14 protein-coding genes are annotated in these 16,798 nt (G+C 60.8%); 5 read left to right on the forward strand and 9 right to left on the reverse strand.

Features of this window, described 5'->3' with window-relative positions:
• Nucleotides 1-71 precede the first annotated feature (71 nt).
• Nucleotides 72-500, reverse strand: coding sequence for an Lrp/AsnC family transcriptional regulator (locus tag BMZ67_RS02460; protein WP_092020319.1), 429 nt, complete (start codon nt 498-500; stop codon nt 72-74).
• 166 nt (nt 501-666) lie between these two features.
• Here BMZ67_RS02460 and astA point away from each other — a divergent pair, with 166 nt between their 5' ends.
• On the forward strand, nt 667-1,803 hold the full coding sequence (gene astA / locus BMZ67_RS02465) for an arginine N-succinyltransferase (RefSeq protein ID WP_092020320.1): 1,137 nt from the start codon (nt 667-669) through the stop codon (nt 1,801-1,803).
• Complete coding sequence (locus BMZ67_RS02470; protein WP_092020321.1) at nt 1,793-2,614, forward strand: DUF1338 domain-containing protein; 822 nt, start codon at nt 1,793-1,795, stop codon at nt 2,612-2,614. Before astA ends, BMZ67_RS02470 begins: the two co-directional genes overlap by 11 nt.
• Nucleotides 2,615-2,691: 77 nt before the next feature.
• On the opposite strand, the gene BMZ67_RS02475 is transcribed toward BMZ67_RS02470, so the two are convergent.
• Entirely contained in the window at nt 2,692-2,901 is a 210-nt protein-coding gene (locus BMZ67_RS02475; protein WP_092020903.1) for an acetyltransferase, read from the reverse strand.
• Between the two features lie 230 nt (nt 2,902-3,131).
• Between BMZ67_RS02475 and BMZ67_RS02480 the strand changes: the two genes are divergently transcribed.
• Nucleotides 3,132-4,034 (forward strand): sigma-70 family RNA polymerase sigma factor, encoded by a 903-nt coding sequence (locus BMZ67_RS02480; protein ID WP_092020322.1) that lies wholly within the window; start codon nt 3,132-3,134, stop codon nt 4,032-4,034.
• 91 nt (nt 4,035-4,125) lie between these two features.
• Nucleotides 4,126-5,367 (forward strand): methyltransferase, encoded by a 1,242-nt coding sequence (locus BMZ67_RS02485; protein WP_092020323.1) that lies wholly within the window; start codon nt 4,126-4,128, stop codon nt 5,365-5,367.
• A gap of 16 nt (nt 5,368-5,383) precedes the next feature.
• On the opposite strand, the gene BMZ67_RS02490 is transcribed toward BMZ67_RS02485, so the two are convergent.
• The 7 genes from BMZ67_RS02490 to BMZ67_RS02520 form a co-directional block, all read right to left on the reverse strand.
• Nucleotides 5,384-7,495 (reverse strand): patatin-like phospholipase family protein, encoded by a 2,112-nt coding sequence (locus BMZ67_RS02490; protein WP_217642442.1) that lies wholly within the window; start codon nt 7,493-7,495, stop codon nt 5,384-5,386.
• Nucleotides 7,492-9,804, reverse strand: coding sequence for a di-heme-cytochrome C peroxidase (locus tag BMZ67_RS02495; protein WP_217642443.1), 2,313 nt, complete (start codon nt 9,802-9,804; stop codon nt 7,492-7,494). The genes BMZ67_RS02490 and BMZ67_RS02495 overlap by 4 nt, the downstream gene beginning before the upstream one ends.
• A gap of 28 nt (nt 9,805-9,832) precedes the next feature.
• A complete protein-coding gene (locus BMZ67_RS02500) occupies nt 9,833-11,437 on the reverse strand; it encodes a di-heme-cytochrome C peroxidase (protein WP_217642444.1) in 1,605 nt (534 codons plus the stop codon).
• A 125-nt stretch (nt 11,438-11,562) separates the two neighbouring features.
• Nucleotides 11,563-11,916 carry an FHA domain-containing protein gene (locus BMZ67_RS02505; protein ID WP_092020325.1) on the reverse strand — a complete coding sequence of 118 codons (354 nt, stop codon included), beginning with the start codon at nt 11,914-11,916 and terminating at the stop codon, nt 11,563-11,565.
• A 29-nt stretch (nt 11,917-11,945) separates the two neighbouring features.
• Nucleotides 11,946-12,689: a PP2C family protein-serine/threonine phosphatase gene (locus tag BMZ67_RS02510; protein ID WP_092020326.1), complete on the reverse strand. Its 744-nt coding sequence runs from the start codon at nt 12,687-12,689 to the stop codon at nt 11,946-11,948.
• Nucleotides 12,686-14,338, reverse strand: coding sequence for a serine/threonine-protein kinase (locus BMZ67_RS02515; RefSeq protein ID WP_092020327.1), 1,653 nt, complete (start codon nt 14,336-14,338; stop codon nt 12,686-12,688). Before BMZ67_RS02515 ends, BMZ67_RS02510 begins: the two co-directional genes overlap by 4 nt.
• Nucleotides 14,339-14,483: 145 nt before the next feature.
• A complete protein-coding gene (locus BMZ67_RS02520; protein WP_092020328.1) occupies nt 14,484-15,977 on the reverse strand; it encodes an SLC13 family permease in 1,494 nt (497 codons plus the stop codon).
• A 215-nt stretch (nt 15,978-16,192) separates the two neighbouring features.
• Between BMZ67_RS02520 and BMZ67_RS02525 the strand changes: the two genes are divergently transcribed.
• Nucleotides 16,193-16,756 (forward strand): outer membrane beta-barrel protein, encoded by a 564-nt coding sequence (locus BMZ67_RS02525; protein WP_092020329.1) that lies wholly within the window; start codon nt 16,193-16,195, stop codon nt 16,754-16,756.
• Nucleotides 16,757-16,798 lie beyond the last annotated feature (42 nt).

Here is a 16,798-nt window from a genome sequence, read left to right on the forward strand (position 1 = left end):
CAAGAAACCTGCCCAGCAAAAAATCACAATCTTTCAAAATTTTACAATATGTTACACCCATTCCGGGAGACTCAACGCCGAAACTTCGTCTCCAGCACTACCGCCGAGTTGGTGCGTTCCACCCCCTCCAGGTTGCCGATGTCATCCAGCACCGCACTCAACGCTTCCAAGGACTGAGCCTGAACTATGGCCAGCAGATCGTATTCGCCACTCACCGCATAGAGCTGGGCCACATTGGGAATCTGTTCCAGCGCACTGTTGGTACGGGCGGTGAGCTTCTGGTGAACCTTGATCGAGACGTGGGCTTCCACCTGGTTGGCGGTGTACTCGCCGCCCACTTCCACGGAATACCCCTTGATGATGCCGCCGCTTTCCAGCCGAGCAATACGGTTTTGCACCGTCGAGCGGGAAAGATGCAGCGCCCTGGCCAGGTCGGAGACACTGGCCCGGGCATTCTGGCGCAGCAGGGCAATCAGCTGCTGATCCTGCTTGTTGATCATTTTGATAAACCAGGTCGTCAATTTGACTTATCAATACCACATATCGATCAATTCGCAACTGCAATCTGAGCAACCCGCCCTTCATAATAACCTTATGTGATTGCCAAGGCCGACACTTCGGTCGTCCCATCGCCTGACCAGCGGTCCCAGACACGGAGCCAAGCCCATGATCATCCGCCCGATTGCCCATCGAGACCTTCCTGCTTTGCAGCAGATTGCGGTCGAATCCGGTCCGGGGTTTACCTCGTTGATCGACGATCACGATTTTCTCGTCAACAAGATCCAGCATTCCATCGACAGCTTTGCCCGAGACGTGGCGACCCCAGGCCAGGAAAGCTACCTGTTCGTTCTGGAAGACGAGGCCACCGGGGACTTCATGGGCACAACCGGCATTGAGGCATCGGTTGGGCTCAGCAGCCCGCTCTACCACTATCACCTGAGCCGGGTGGTGCATCATTCCCGCGAATTAAACCTGTTCAGCAGCGTTGAGGTGCTGAACATGTGCAACCACTACACCGGCTGCACAGAAATCTGCACCCTGTACCTGCGCCCCAAGTTCCGTCGCGCCTACGCTGGCAAACTGCTGTCGAAGGTACGATTCCTGTTCATGGCCCTGCACCCGCAACGTTTCGCCGACACCGTGATCGCGGAAATGCGTGGCGTCTCCAACGACGCCGATGAATCGCCCTTCTGGGACTGGCTGCGTGAGCACTTCGTCAACCTCGATTTTGCCACGGTGACCCAGCTCTCCGGCGCCGGCAACAAAGGCTTCATCGCCGAACTGATGCCCAAATACCCACTGTATACCAACCTGCTGAGCCACGACGCCCGTGCGGTGATTGGCGAGGTTCACCAGCACACCAAGCCCGCCCTGGCTATGCTTGAGAAGGAAGGTTTTCGCCACAAAGGCTATGTGGATTTGTTCGATGGCGGCCCCACCGTAGAGGCGGAGCGAGACCAGATCCTCAGTGTTGCCAGTTCCGTCAGCTGTCGGATTCAGGCCATTGCCCACGATACCGCCGTGCTCAACCGGGGCCCGGTCAGTGGCCGGGGCGATGTGCTGGCCATCGCCAACACCCGCACCACCGGCTTCCGTGCCACCGTGACCGACCAGGCCGTGTACCTGCCTGAACATAACGTGCTGCAGGTGCCCGCCGAACTGGCCAAAACCCTGGAGCTGGACGAGGGCGCCAGTGCCCGGTTTATCCGGCTTGCGGCGGCCAACACCGCCAGCCAACCCGTTTCCCACGACCAACAAGGGCTGGCACTGCCGCCCCAGAAGGAGTTCCGCTATGCACTCTGACCGCAACACCCTGTTTCGCGACCTGTGGGACAACTACAAGGCGGTGACCCCTTCGGCCGACAGGATCCACCAACTGCTCGGGGATACCCAGGGCGACGATATCGTTAACGACCACATTGCCTTGCGCACCTTCAACCTGGGCAAGGTCGGCCTCGAAAAACTCGCGGCCCACTTCCTGGCACTGGGCTACCGGGAGGGTGGCGAGTACCACTTTGAAGCCAAGAAGCTCTACGCCAAACATTACGAACACCCGGATCCCACGGCTCCGAAAGTGTTCATTTCAGAGCTGCTGGTCGAGGCATTCTCACCGGAGTTGCAGGCCATCGTCAGGGAACTGGTCGCCCAGGTACCGGAAGACGCCGTCACCGCCGACAACTTCCTGTACTCGGGTACCCACTGGAACGTGGACTACGCCACCTACCAGCGTCTGTTGGAAGAAAGCGAGTACGCCGCGTGGCTCGCAGCCTGGGGCTACCGCGCCAATCACTTTACGGTGAACATCAACCTGCTGGCCAAGTTCGACTCCGTGGCAGAGGTCAATGAGGTTTTGAAAGCCAACGGCTTTGCGGTGAACAGCTCTGGCGGCGAGATCAAGGGCTCCCCGCAGGATCTGCTTGAGCAGTCGTCCACCATGGCGGACAAGGCCGAGGTGCGATTCAGCGACCGTACCGTGGCCATTCCCAGCTGCTTCTATGAATTTGCCAAGCGCTATCCGAAAGCCGACGGTGAACTTTACAGCGGTTTTGTTGCCGCCTCCGCCGACAAGATCTTTGAGAGTACCGATGCCAGTGGTGCGGCCGTCGGCATGTAAGTAGCCGTTAAGAACCTGTCACCAGCAGAAGATGATATCCGCCCAGCCCCCTCACCGAAAGCGAGGGGGTCAGCCTGTCAGGACTTGCGGTAATCGGCGTCAACCCAGCAGCGGGGCAGCGGCTCCCCGGACGGAAACACCAACGTATTCTTGTCGTAAGGCTCCGGATCCTGGGCTTCTTCACCGAAATGCAGGCAGCCGGTCACCCGACTCTCAAACGGATTGAACAGTGCGCCAAGGTCCAGGACCTCGATCATATGACCAGTAGATTGTTCAGCCAGCAGCATGGTGCCCTCCCCCATTGATTGCCCGCCAGACATTGGCGCCATAGATAGAGCATAGACCCGATTTTGCTTTCGGGAATCCCGCCACCATGTCACAACCGCCACTCCTGCTCCGTCTAGTCTTTGAAACCAATCAAACAGGAGAGGAGCCCCATGCAATCACACCAGAAGGCAGGCGCCCGTTGCCGCGGTATACTTAACCGGGACGGACAGGTAACCAGGGAGCGGGTGTTATGACAGAAACCTCACTGAGCGCGTTCGAGAGCCACCGGAACTACCTGATGGCACTGGCCTACCGCATGCTGGGCTCGGTTAGCGAGGCGGAAGATATCCTGCAGGACGCCTGGTTGCGCTGGCATCACAGCGACTGCGCTGGCGTGCGCAACCCCCGGGCCTACCTTGCGCAAGTGGTCAGCCGCCTGTGCCTGGACCGATGGAACGAAGCCAGCCGACGCCGGGAAACCTACGTCGGCCCCTGGCTGCCGGAGCCGCTGGCCGTTGCCGCCGAAACACCCTCCCCTGAAGACAGCCTGGACTGGGATGTCTCCTACGCCCTGATGCTCGCCCTGGAACGCCTGTCGCCCCTGGAAAGAGCGGCCTTTCTGCTGCACGACGTGTTCGGCGTGGGATTTGCCGAAGTCGCCGAAACCCTGGCCCGAAGCGAGCCCGCCTGCCGCCAGCTGGCGAAACGGGCTCGCAGCCATATACGCCGTGGACGCCCCCGATTTGAGGTAACCTCGACGGACAATCGCCGGATCGCAGAGGCTTTCTTCACGGCGTCCCGACAGGGGGATGAGTCGGTCCTGCGCGACTTGCTGGCCGATCACGCCATGCTACACAGCGACGGCGGAGGTGTGCGCTATGCCGCTCTGCGGGTCATTACCGGAGCCGACAAACTGACTCGCCTGTTTGCAGCCCTGTCGCGAAAAACCGGCGCACCCGAGCCACTGTGGGCACGCTTCCTGATGATCAACGGCCTACCCGGCCTGCTGACACTTGAACAGGACGGACTTCCGCAAACCGTTGCCGTGGACATTCGAAACGGCCAGGTCCGGCACATTTACCTCACCCGCAACCCCGCCAAATTGCTCCACCTCAGCGCCCTGATGCCAGACAGCCCCTCGCCCCTGCACTGAATGAACAGGCATTTTCGCGAAAATCGACTACGCTGGTGTTCAGTTGGCATGCATTCCAATACACGTCAGGGTAAGGGAGATTGCGGGTCACATGGCCAAACATACCCAGTGGGTCGATTCCGCGTTGGCACCACCACCTTTCCAGCGGGCCCATCTCAACGGCGAGGCCCTGCAGGAACTTCACCGCAAACGCTGGGGGCAGGCCCGGGTACGGCGCTGCCAGATCAACGGCCAGGATTGGGTAGTCAAGGATTTTGCCGAAAGCACGGTGGCCCGTTTTCTCTGGGGACGCTGGTTACTGGCTCGGGAACTGAGGGCCCTGCAACGGCTGGAAACCGTCCCTGGTGTGCCCCGGGACGCCTTCCGGCTGGACCGTGATGCCATTGCCTACCGCTATGTCGCCGGAGAAACCTTGCGGGCACTGCGGACTCGGCGAGCCAAGGTGCCTGACAACTTTTTCCCACAATTGGAAACCACCGTTGAACAGATGCACCAAGCCGGCATCGCCCATCTGGACCTGGGTAACCTGCGCAATATTCTGAGCGTCCAGGGCCAGCCCCACCTCATCGACTTCGGCTCGTGCCTGTTTCTGGACAACCTGCCAGCCCCCCTGAGCCGGCGAGCCTGCCAGGTCGACCGCTCCCGGCTCTACAAGTGCTGGGCCCAGCTTTCACCAACGACACTGGGGTCGGTGCGAGCCCGTTACCTGGCCGACCATTACCATAAACACCACTTCAAACCGAAACACTGGGGTAGCCAAATGCTGACCGCCGTTCGCCAGAGCTTTCACAATCCGTCGTTTCGCCGCTGGTTCCGGAAATCCAGGGTTCTGCTTGGCATTCTGCTGCTGGTTCTGGTCATGAGCCAGATCAAGGCCGCGTGGTATTGGCCCGGCGCAGCGATCGCCACCGTTGGAGCTCTCCTCCAGGCCTGGTGCTTTGCCTGCATCGACACCCAGACCACCCTAGCCGACCGGGGCCCCTATAGCCTGGTTCGCAATCCCCAGTACATCACGCGCTTTTTCCTCATACTCGGGATCGTGCTGATGACCGGCAACCCCTGGCTGGTGGCCGGAACCGCCGTGCTCTATTACTTCTATGCGGTCACCCGCGTCGAGCGGGAGGAAGCGCTACTCCCCGAAGCCCTGGGGGACGATTACCGGGACTATTGCAACCGGGTGCCCCGCTTCCTGCCCCGTCTTGGCAAACTCAGCCGCCAGCAACTTTGGCACTGGAACCCCCAGGCCTTTCGCAAGAACCACGGCCTTGCCAACCTTGCCACGGTCTTCACCGCACTGGCCCTGCTGTACGTCTGGGCATTCCTGGTGAGTTAACCTGCCCCGCAGGGCGTTAAGCCCGGCCAGGAGCAACCGCAGCCTCATCATCGCGGCTGCTGGACAACCACTGGAACAGCCCGGAAAAATCCCGTGGCTGGGCAGCCAGCAACTTGGACATGAGTTCCAGACCCAGCTGGCGATAACTGTCAAACTGCATCTCGTCAAAGAACTGATCGGTCGTAGTCTGGTCAGGGAAACTGGGGTTGGCGCGCCAGTAGGCGTAGATGTCCGCACTCAAGCCAGTACACAGGGCGGCCCGCAGGTACAGGATGTCGCCCTCCGAGCCATCGGCATAACGCACCTTGCCGGTCGCCCAGGCCCGGGACATCATGCCGTCGCCGTTCTTGCGGGTCAGGTCATCGGCACACAATTCCACCTCTGCCCCAAAGTCTGCCCTTACCCGCTGGATCGCCCGGCCCAGATCAAACAGGGTGTCACTGGGGTCAGCACCGGCGTCGCATACCACCAGGTAACGGCACTGCCGCCGGACCAGCTCATACAGCCCCAGATTCTCGAAGTGACCGCCATCCGACAGGTGAACTTCGGACCGAGTTTCCGACAACCCCAGTCCGAACATTTCCCGGAACATGTACCGGTACCAACCCGGGAGCCAGGGCCGCTGCCGCTCCATCCTGGGGTTACGGGTCCAGAAACCCAGCCGCGCATTGATCAGGGTCATCAGGAAGCTGAGTGCCCGTGAACGGGTGACGTAGGTATTGGGATCAACCGCCGCCCCGGATACTGAAAAGGCGGTGGAAAGGGTCAGCTCCCCGTCCAGGTAATCCGACGTGCGACGATAGCCGGTTGCCGTTGAGCCGCAGTAGACCGGGCTCAGCACCATCGACTCCCCTTCCCGGCTGCGTAACTTCTCACGGTGGGAGTTGGTGGTGTTCAGGGTGGTGTTGATCAGGTGCAGAGGGCCGCCGGAGCCCGCCTGCATTTCAGTCAGGCGGAAATGCAGCGGGTCCACCGGCCAGTCGGACCTGGGCTCCGCTGACTCTGGTTCGGCAACAACAGGCAGGTACGCGTCGGCCAGCCGGCCCCGGTAGAAGCTGTGCAGGGACAGGGTATTGACGTTGCCGATCAGGGCCAGCGTCAGCGACAAGCCCAGCCAGCCAAAAAACAGGCTCGACCCCACCAGTTGGGTGTGGGCACAGATGTGGTAAAGCAGGGTCAGGAAACCGAACACCAGCAACGACAGCCCTGTGACCGCGAGGGCACCCCCGGTCTTGTTCGCGGCCCGCAACGACAGCAGCCCGCTGACAATGGGTACGAGGTAGGTGAAATGGCGGGTCAACCCGGCCAGCCCCTGGTGGTCAAAGTAGTGCAGCACCGTCTCTTCAAGCTCGGTGAAGACCGGAAGCAGGCCCACGCCCAACGCCATAATGGCGACCGCCAGAAACTGCCCCATCAGTGAGCGGATACGGCGCTCAGGAATCCACTCCAGCACGCGGCTGGAGGATGTCACCAGCACAAACAGCAGCATGCTTGCCAGGTACAGGGCCAACGCTGCCGCCCCCAGAATCAGCAGCAGCATGAAGCCATCGTGACCAACAATCCCGCCGGCCCCTGGCAGGTGCAGCCAGGCCGGCCAGTCAACGGCCCACCAGTCGGTACTGGCCACCGCCACCACCCCGAGCAGTATCGGCAACAGCACCAACAGGTTAAGCAGGGTTCCGCTCAGGATCGACGCCCCCAGGGTCCAGCCCGATATGCCCTTGCCGTTGATCAGGTAGTTGCCATGGGCTCGCAGCCAATCCAGTACGGTGCCTTCGCCATTGGCCAGGGGAGCGCCACCCACATCGCGGTGCTCCCGCACCGGGAAATGGGCCCGTAACCAGCTCAGGCACGAAGCGATGTAACCACCGCCCGAAACTGAGGACAGATAATCCACCTGGTGCAGCAGCTTGCCGCGGGCCAAGGCCTGCAACACCCCGAGGTTGAAGGTGGCAGATCGGATTCCTCCACCCGACAGCGCCAGCCCCACCACCGGGGCGTCATCTGGCATCTCTCCGGTTGCCCGGCGACGCGCCCTCAACCAGCCCTTCTCAGCCTCCAGCACTTCACTGAAGTCATCGGTGAACGGGTGCCCGCTGCAAGGAGGAGGCGATGTGCGGGCGTTCACGATGCGGTCCCGCTTGCGGTACAGGACGCGGGTGCCGCCTGACCACCATAGTTCTCATCCGGCGTATCACGGTGAACCTTCAGGTACTCCAGCACCGCCATGCGTTCGTTATGGGTCAGCACCGGGCCAATCACTCCCTCGGGGAGCGGTTCCGAGGCCGGGTCGGCCCGATGCCGTGCCCACAGCTCCGGGTCTGCAGCAAAGGCGTGACCGCTGTTATGGTTGCCGGACAGAGAGGTATCAAGCCAGAACCCCTTGGTGTCGCTGTCTTCTTCTGTGACCAGACGGTAGCCGAGGTGTGTCGGGTCATATTCGCGGGAACCGACCAGGAAGCGCTCGCTGCGAGTTTCCGGCGGCGACAGCAGCTGGTAAATCGAGGGCACCGAACCATTGTGCAGGAACGGTGGTGTGGCCCAGACCCCCGCCAAAGGCCGCGGTTTGTACCCCAGAATCTGTTGTGGCAGGTCGAGGGTGCCGAAACCTTCCAGGCATTGCTGCTGCTCGAAGGTCAGTTGGTGGTCCTGAAAATAACGGTTCTTCACCAGCAAACCCACCACGTTCAGCGCCTCGCCTTCGGTCAGGCGGGTCACGTCCAGGGCATCCATCGCAATGGCGGCGTAGTCCTGGCCATGATCCAGATTCCACAACAGCGCAACCGTCTGGCAATTCAGGTCGCAGGTTAACGGGTCAGGCGCCGGGGTGCGCACGTCCGGTACCGTGGGTAATGGGCTGGCAACGGCTTCCATTTCCTGGCGAATGGCCGCAAAGGCATCCACCGGCACCATCGCCTCGGGCGAAGCGTGCGGGTACTCGGCCAGCAATTGCGGCAGGTTGCCCAATGGCAGCCCCTGAGACCGGCGCAGATCAATCACCTCACGCAGACGGTAACGCACCTGTCGTGTCAGCTGACGATTGAACAGGGGCGTAAGGGTCTGTTCCAGGTCATGGTCGGTTAGCCCGGTCCGCGACAGGTCATAGCGACGGTCCAGAAAGCCCTGGGCGGTGGCAGGGTCGGTCCCAATGTGCCTGACCGGAATGACTTCAATCCGCCATTCATCCTCTGGTCCAGGCTTCTGCGGCGCCTGGGCTTGTTGACGTGCCTCACTGGCGATGTGGGGGCCATGGCAGCCCTGGCAGTGCTGGGCAAACAGCGCCTTGCCTTTGTCCGCCAGGCCGTTGTCCACCGCGCCGAAGATCGGCTCAGGCCAGGTCGGTGGCTGAAGGGAGTGCAGGGTCTGCTCAATGGCGTGCAAGTCTTCGATACGGACGGAACTGCGGAAGCGTTCTGCTGGCGGCAACGGCCCCCCGGTGTCGTTGAGTAGGGGGATCCGCGCCCCCACCCCCATGGCCTCGCCAATATTGCGGGCCAGGGGCTGGGACACCGAACCGTTGTACTGTACCCAGTCGAATTTCCAGATCTCCCACAGGTAGGGATAGCTCACCGGTGCGGCCGAGGTCTGGTAGTTGGCGTCTACCAGATGGTCACCAAACACGGTGTTGCCAATACGCCCCAGGGCATCGGTACGACCAAACCCTTCTTCAAGGGGGTACAGGTGGCCAAACGGGTTATTCTGGGGACTGCTGGCAAACCGCTTCAGGGAATCCCACAGGCGGTCCTTGAGGGCGTCCCGACCCTCGGGATAGCGGCTTCCCAGAACGTTGCGGGCAAACTCATCAAACTTGAACGGGTTGATGGCGGTGTAGAACAGCGAGACCACCAGCATCGGCGCAAAGGACCCGCGGGTGGTGTCACTGATGGCATGCATTGCCTGGCCACCGTCGATGCGCACGGCGTAGCGGCGGTTGTCGCGAGTGTAGTGCAGCTCTCCGGTATGACAGGCAGCACAGGTGATATCCAGTAGCTGGTCGCCCGTCACCGGATCGAAATGCCGGGTGAAGCCAACCGGTAACTGGTCCGGGTTCGCTGCGGTGGCCGCCGGATCAACCAGGAAGCGGTACCGGCGCATGTGCTCGGGGTCGGCGAAGCGTTGGTCCGAGAACGGCAGTCGCAAATGGACAAACCAGTCGTACCGGATGGCCCCCCGGCTTTCTCCCTGGGGCATCGTGGTGCCCTGGGGCGTGTAGTAGTAAAGCTGACGAGGGGCCGCCTCCCGCTGCACCCCCCAGCCCTGCTCCAGGTAGACCACTTCGTCCACCACTTCCAGTGGCGGCAACGACTTCTCCGGCCACAGCACGTACCAGACGAAACCGGCAACCGCCAGTATCAGCATCGCCAGGACGGCGATACACAGCCACTTCAGGATTTTCCCGCACCACCCCCAAAGCCGGAGTGAGGTCGACATTGTCATGATCATTCCTTGTTATTGGTTAGCCTTGTCAGAGGCTTTTCAGATACTCGATCAGTGCCCAGCGTTCGGCGTCCGTCAGGTCGGTTCCATAGATATGGCCATGGTTACGGTTACCGGGCAGACGGGTGTCGAACAGGGAGGTTTCGGGCCCGGCGGTGATGTCGAAGCCGACCTTGTCGGGGTCCAGCTGGTGACTGCCGACGTGGAAGCTCTGTGGCCGCTCCGCCGGAGGCAACAACAGGTCGTACAAAGTGGGAACCGAACCGTTATGCAGGTAAGGCGCCGTTGCCCAGATACCGTTTAACGGTCGCGCCTTGTACTGGTCAGGCACCTTGTTGGGGGTGCTGGAGAATACTTTGTGCAGGTCTTCCAGTGCCGCCCCGGTCGCTTCCACCGGGTGGTGCAGCGTGACCCCCAGGGCGGCGTGGATCACCATGTCGATGGTGCGGGCCTCAGCACCGAATGTCGGCCCAGCCAGAACAAATCGTCGGCGCCCATCCAGCATACCGGTCTGTGCCTGTGCCGCGATAAAATTGGTGGCCATCCGCGGGTCGGTGCCAATTTCAGTCCGCGGCACCACGGTGACCTTGAGGGCTGCGGGCGGCTGGCTTCGGTCAGCAATGGTATGGCAGGCCAGGCAATTATCCTGGTAAAGCTGGCGCCCCTGCTCCACCTTGGCTTGATCAAGCAGGCCCAGCAGCTCCACCGGCCATTGCGGTGAACGAAGCTGGTCATAGTGTTTCTGCAGGATGCCCAGGTTGGTGATCAGTGCAGAACTGGGGTACCCCGTCAGGGCACTGTGGCCACTCAGGTCGGCACTGCCATACACCGCCAGTGCTGTGGTGACGTTCTGGATCAGCGGGCCGGGACCGAGATTCGGCGCCGAGCCATTCCACTGCACCAGATCAAGGTAAGGCGCATCCCAAAGGAACGGGTAGCTCACCGGGGCATCCGCCGGGCGGGCATTCGCCGGGTTGGCCAGCAATTCCGCAGCAACGGTGTTGAAAATCTGACCAAAGGCGTCGAGACGGCCGTGGCCATAAGGCACGTCGGAGTGGTTGATGCTTTGGCGCTGGCGTAAGTGCCCCAAACGCTGCTGAACCCGCACCCGCAGGTCAGCGGGACTACTTGCCCCAACGGCATCGGCAAACTGGTCAAAACGCTCGGCATCGGCCAGGGTCAGCGCCAGGGCATCAATCAGTTGCTGTTCAAAGGTGGAAAAATCCATCAGGGCCGGCGCCCCGTCAACAATCAGGGTGTCGCCCTGATAGCTCACCAGGCCGGTGTGGCAGGCTGAGCAGGTAAAACCGACCCAGGCTTTGCCGTCAGAGCCTGCCGTGCGGCTGAACCCCACTGGAAGGCCATCCGGGTTCAACTCGCTGGCCTGTGCGGGAATAAACCCGAGCGCGGCGAGGTTATCGTTGTCCCGCAGCAGGCCCGCCCCGTCCGCCCGCTCAAGATGGAGCAGCCAGTCATACGGCAGCATCTGCGAGCCAAAGCTGAGATGGTGCATCTGTTCCCGCACCGTGTCATCCCAACCCTGGGTCAGTTCAATGAAATCCGTATCCGGCGCCGGTTGCGGTTTGGACTGCCCCACCCCTGCTGCCAGGGCCGCCACGATCGCCAATATCACAAGGACACTGCTTATTAGAATTGTTTGCTTCCGTCCCATACCACCCATCCGTCCTTTACGCTTTATGGGTTGGTATATTAGATCATTGATTTGTTTAGGCAATTAGAAGCAAGTAAAACAATCCGTCACTCTTCCAGAATAAACGCGGTTTTTTCCAGGGTGTTTTCGTTCTCGTCCACAAACCGGAACAGGGTCCAGCCAATACGGATCATGTCGTTGCTGTTCAGACGCTGACGGCCATTCAGCCGGAGATCGTTCACGAACGTGCCATTGGTGCTGGCACTGTCGGTGATGTAGTAATCGACCGCGCCATCGAGATAGGCATTCTGCTCCCGCTCCACAATGGCATGGTGGCCACTGACCGACATCTCATCAATGCGAAGCTCGCAATCCGGGTGCCGCCCGATATGGATCAGGGGCTTGCTCAGTTCGTAGGTGTTCACCACCACGTTATCAACCAACTGCGTGAGAACCGCCATCAGCTACTCCTTGGGTTAACAAAATCAGGTTAACGAAACTGGATCATCATGACTGAAACATTGTCACCGGCCTGGTTCTCCAAGCTGGCGTCGATCAGGCGCTGGGCCTGCCCCTCCAACGCCTCCTCACCGGCCAGCAACGCCGGCCAGTTGCTGTCCGCCACCGCGCCGCTCAGACCGTCAGAACACAGGATCAGCCGGTCCCCGGGCGCCAGCGTCAGCTCGCTATAGCTGGCCCCGGCATCACGGGAAACCCCAAGGGCACGCGTGAGGACATTGCGAAACGGCACCCGTGGTACTTCCTCCCGGGTGATCGAGCCGTCGTCCACCATGTTCTGGGCCACGGTGTCATCACGGGTCTGTTGGCTCAGGCGTTCACCCCGCAGCAGGTAGCACCTGGAATCGCCAATATGCGCAACCCAGGCCCGGTCTCGCTGAAGCCAGGCCAATACGACCGTGGTGCCCATTTTGTCGAGCTCGGGGCGATCGCATCGAGCCTGTTCAATACGCTCGTTGGCCAGATTCAACGCGGCCTGCACCCGGTCTGCGATGGCGTCATCCGCGACCCCTCGCTCGACCGCGGGTTTTAACACCGTTAAGAGCGTATCCACCGCGATCCTGCTGGCGATCTCGCCGCCCTGATAGCCGCCCATACCGTCAGCAATCACCCCCAGCAAGCGCTGGCCATCGCTGGACTGGTACCAGCCCACGCTGTCCTGATTGCTGCTGCGACGGCAGCCGACATGGGTTATTCCGGCAATACTGAGGCTCATCCGGCCACCCCCTTGCTGGTTTCCCGGCTCGCCGCCCGATTCAGGGCCTGGGCCATTTCACCTGCGCTGGCAAAGCGCTTGGCCGGGTCAGACTGAATGGCCTTGTTGATCAAGCGGACCACCGCCGGTGGCAGGTCCGGGTTAAAGGTCTTCACACTGCGGGGGCGTTTGTTGAGGATTTGATAGGTCAGGTTGGCCAGGGTGTCACCAGCGTAGGGCGTTTCGCCGCTGACCAACTTGTACAGGGTCACCCCGAGGCTGTAGATATCCGAGGCACCGGTCACCTTCTGCCCCTTGAGCTGCTCCGGCGACATATACAGGGGACTTCCCATCACACTGCCAGTGCGGGTATGGGCATCATCGGTGATCTTGGCGATACCAAAGTCGGTGACCTTGAGCTGGCCACCGGCGGCATCGTAGATCAGGTTTGCCGGCTTGATGTCCCGGTGAACGATCTTCTGGCTATGGGCGTAGTCCAACGCCTCCGCGGCCTGCGCCATCAGTGTCAGCACCACCGGCAACGGCAGTAAAGAGTCACTCCGGCTATAGGTGCTCAGCGGCTTGCCGGCGGCAAAATCCATCGCGATAAAGGCCAGGTCCGCTTCCTCACCCACATCAAAAACGGTCACGATCGCCGGGTGGTTGAGACGGCCGGCAGCCTCCGCTTCACGAAAGAAACGGGCTTTGAGTTCCGGCAGTTCACCGGGGTCGTACTGGCTGTAGCTCAGGGTCTTGATGGCAACGGTGCGGGCAATTTTCGGGTCCTTGCCCAGGTACACTACGCCCATGGCGCCCCGGCCCAGTTCCCGCTGGATTTCATAGCGGCCCAGCGTGGGCCGGCTGACCGCCAGCTCCGGCATCACCAGCGTTCGGGTCGCCTCAAAATCGGTCGCACCCGCCGCCTCGCCGGTCAGCCTTGCGATTGCCTCAAGACGCTCGGCCACGTCACGATAGCGTTTGCGGTCGTGTTGAATGGCCTGAAAGGTCTGACGCGCCTGGTCGTACTGACGCCGACGCTCCTGGTGAATGCCAGCGTCGTAACGCAAAGTCAGGGAGTCATCGTCCACGGGACACCCGTCAACCACCGCCAGCGCGCCGTCGGCATCGCCCTGGTCTAGCAGCATCCGGCCAAGTTGCAGACTACGCTCACGCACGGTCGTTTCGAGGCGCCGGATCATACGGCGGGGCTGGAACCAGAACAGCATGGTGATAAAGCCTGCGGCCAGGAACGTCATTACCTGGCCCAACGGCAGCCATAGCGACTGGTACAGCATGACCACCAGCTGACTGACCACAAGCGCGGTCAGCAGGGTAAAGGTGGCCAGCGTAGCCATGGTGGTGCCCAGTTGCGGCAACAGCCACACCAGGAACAGCAGGCACAACAGCACACCGACCTGACCAGCCAAGGGGCTCCAGGCAGGAATAGCAAAGCCTTGATCCTGTACCAGGGCGGCGAAAGCCGCATCGGACATTGCCGTTGTCGGCATCGCGATCGCCTGCGCCGCCGCCGGATGAGTCAGCTCGAAGAGCAACCGGTCAGGCAGCGAAAAGCCAGGCAACCCTCCTGGTAACAACACCAGGGTAACCGCAAGAATCACAAGTAACAGGCGCAGGCTGAATAAACGGGACAACAGGAACTGGATAGCCACAACTCCGTCCACTTCAGCTTGGGGTAAGTGTGCCAGTTTAGGAACTGGAGCACTTGGGAGATAGCGTTGGATGCCTGCTTTTTTGTAAGGGAATGTATGTTCGTGAACGGGTCGAGCCTGTGACCGTGCAGGGCACCCAGTCCCCTTACAGAGAGAGCTCAAACACCAATGGCACCAGGGTCCACATGGCCAGGTAGACCAGTGCAATGGTAAGCAGGTTCAGCCAGAAACCCGCTTTCATCATGTCGGCGATCTGCATTTCCTCATAGGAAAACACAATGGCGTTAGGCGGTGTCGCGACTGGCATCATGAAGGCCATCGAGGCCGACAGGGCTACCGGAACCGCCAGCACCATCGGGCTCTGACCCAGGCCCACGGCAACCGCTCCCATAATCGGCAGGAAGGTGGCCGTGGTTGCCGTATTGGAGGTGATTTCCGTCAGGAAGATAATCGCCGCAATGGTGGCCAACACTATCCAACCAATGGCAATACCCGACAGGCCACCGACGCCCTCCCCAATGGCCTCCGCCAAACCGGTGGACTTGAACGCAGCCGCCAGGGCAAGACCGCCGCCAAATAACAGCAGCACGCCCCAGGGCACCATCTTCGCCGCCGACCACTCCACCGTAAAATGCCCTTTCTCGATGGAGGCGGGCAGCATAAACAGCACCGTCGCCGACGCCAAAGCAATGGAGGTATCACTGATGGGCAGCCCGGTGATATCCACAAGAAACTTGCGGGTCATCCACAGGGCCGCGGTTGTCAGGAACACCACCATGACAATTTTTTCGCCTTTCGACATAGGCCCGAGCGCGTCCAGCTCCTGCTTGATCAACCCACCGGCACCGGACAGATCCAGCCCCCGCACCGGGAAGACCACGCGACACAGCAGCAACCAGGTTAGCGGCAGCATGATCACAACCAGCGGAATGCCCACCAGCATCCAGGTACCGAAATCGATGCGAATGCCGTAGCTGTCATTGAGGAAACTGGCGAGCAAGGTATTCGGCGGGGTGCCAATCAGCGTGCCCACCCCACCAATGGAAGCGCTGTAGGCCACCCCCAACAACAAGGCAATACCAAACCGGCGAGCCAGGGCGCGATCGTCGGTACGACTGGCCATGAACTCGACAATGGAGATGGCCACGGCGTACATCATGACGGTGGTCGCCGTATTGGAAATCCACATGGAAAGGAACGCCGTTGCCAGCATGAACCCGGCAATAATGCCGGAGGGACTGGTGCCTACCACCTTGACGATGCTCAGGGCGATCCGCCGGTGCAGGCCCCAACGCTGCATGGCTGCGGCGATGAGGAAGCCACCAAGGAAGAGAAACACCAGCGGGTTACCGTAACTGGCACCCACCGCTTTCTGGTCGGCGATGCCCAGCATCGGCATCAGGGTGATTGGCAATAGCGCTGTCACCGGGACTGGAACCGCCTCCGTCATCCACCAGACCACCATCCAGGACGCCAGTGCCACCAACCGCCAGGCTTCCGGAGACAGCGCCTGAGGCCCGGGAATTGCCAGCAGGACCAGCATCAAGACCGGGCCCAGTACAATGGCCATCAGCCGTTTTGACGAAATCCGGTCACCAACATCGGCCGGTGTTTGGCTAGCCCCCGAGTCGTCAGCCATGGCAATCACCCACTTCCGCAGTTGCGTTTCCTATAACTTAGCAGGTTCCGTTCATCCCGCACGTTGCAGCGGGTGCGTCTGCGAGCCACCGGGGAAATGGACAAACGCTCAGCGACAGTCTAAACGTTAATAAGCCTCTGAACGGCACAGTAGCTGTTCTGACAGGGCCAGTTCAGGGCTTTTTTAGACTCAACTTGGCATAGGAGACCAGGCTGATGATTCGATCCATTTGTTCGATGACAGCATTCACGTTTCTCCTGATGTCCGGTGCGGTGTTTGCAGGCAGTGACAGTGGCCTGTACGTTGGTGCATCGGTAGGTTCTTCACAGCTGGATTACAGCGACAACGACCCCGATCTGGGTGAAGTTGATTTCGACGACGATGATGCCGGTTACAAGATCTTTGCCGGTTACAACCTTGGGTTCGTTCCCCTGGTTGATGTCGCCGTTGAAGGCGCCTATGTGGACTTTGGCGAATTTGGCGGCAAGATCAACAACGTAGGCGGCAACGACCTGGAGGTGACCGGCTGGACCCTGGCCGGACTGGCCGGAGTCAACCTCGGGCCAGTGGGCCTGTTTGCCAAAGTCGGCGCCATTGACTGGGACGGCGATATCGACGGCAGTGTTGGTAGCGGTTCCGATGACGGCACAGACCCCTTGTATGGGATTGGCGCCAAGTTTCAGTTGATGTCCTTCCAGGTTCGGGCCGAGTACGAGCTGTTCGACCTTGATGAGGTGGATATCGACTATTTCTCCGTCGGTGCGGCTTTCACCTTCTGACCCCTACGGTGACCCAGGCTCCAGACGGGTGTCGGAGCCCGG

Origin of the sequence: Marinobacter zhejiangensis, assembly GCF_900114775.1 — a bacterium.
GTDB classification, from domain to species: domain Bacteria; phylum Pseudomonadota; class Gammaproteobacteria; order Pseudomonadales; family Oleiphilaceae; genus Marinobacter; species Marinobacter zhejiangensis.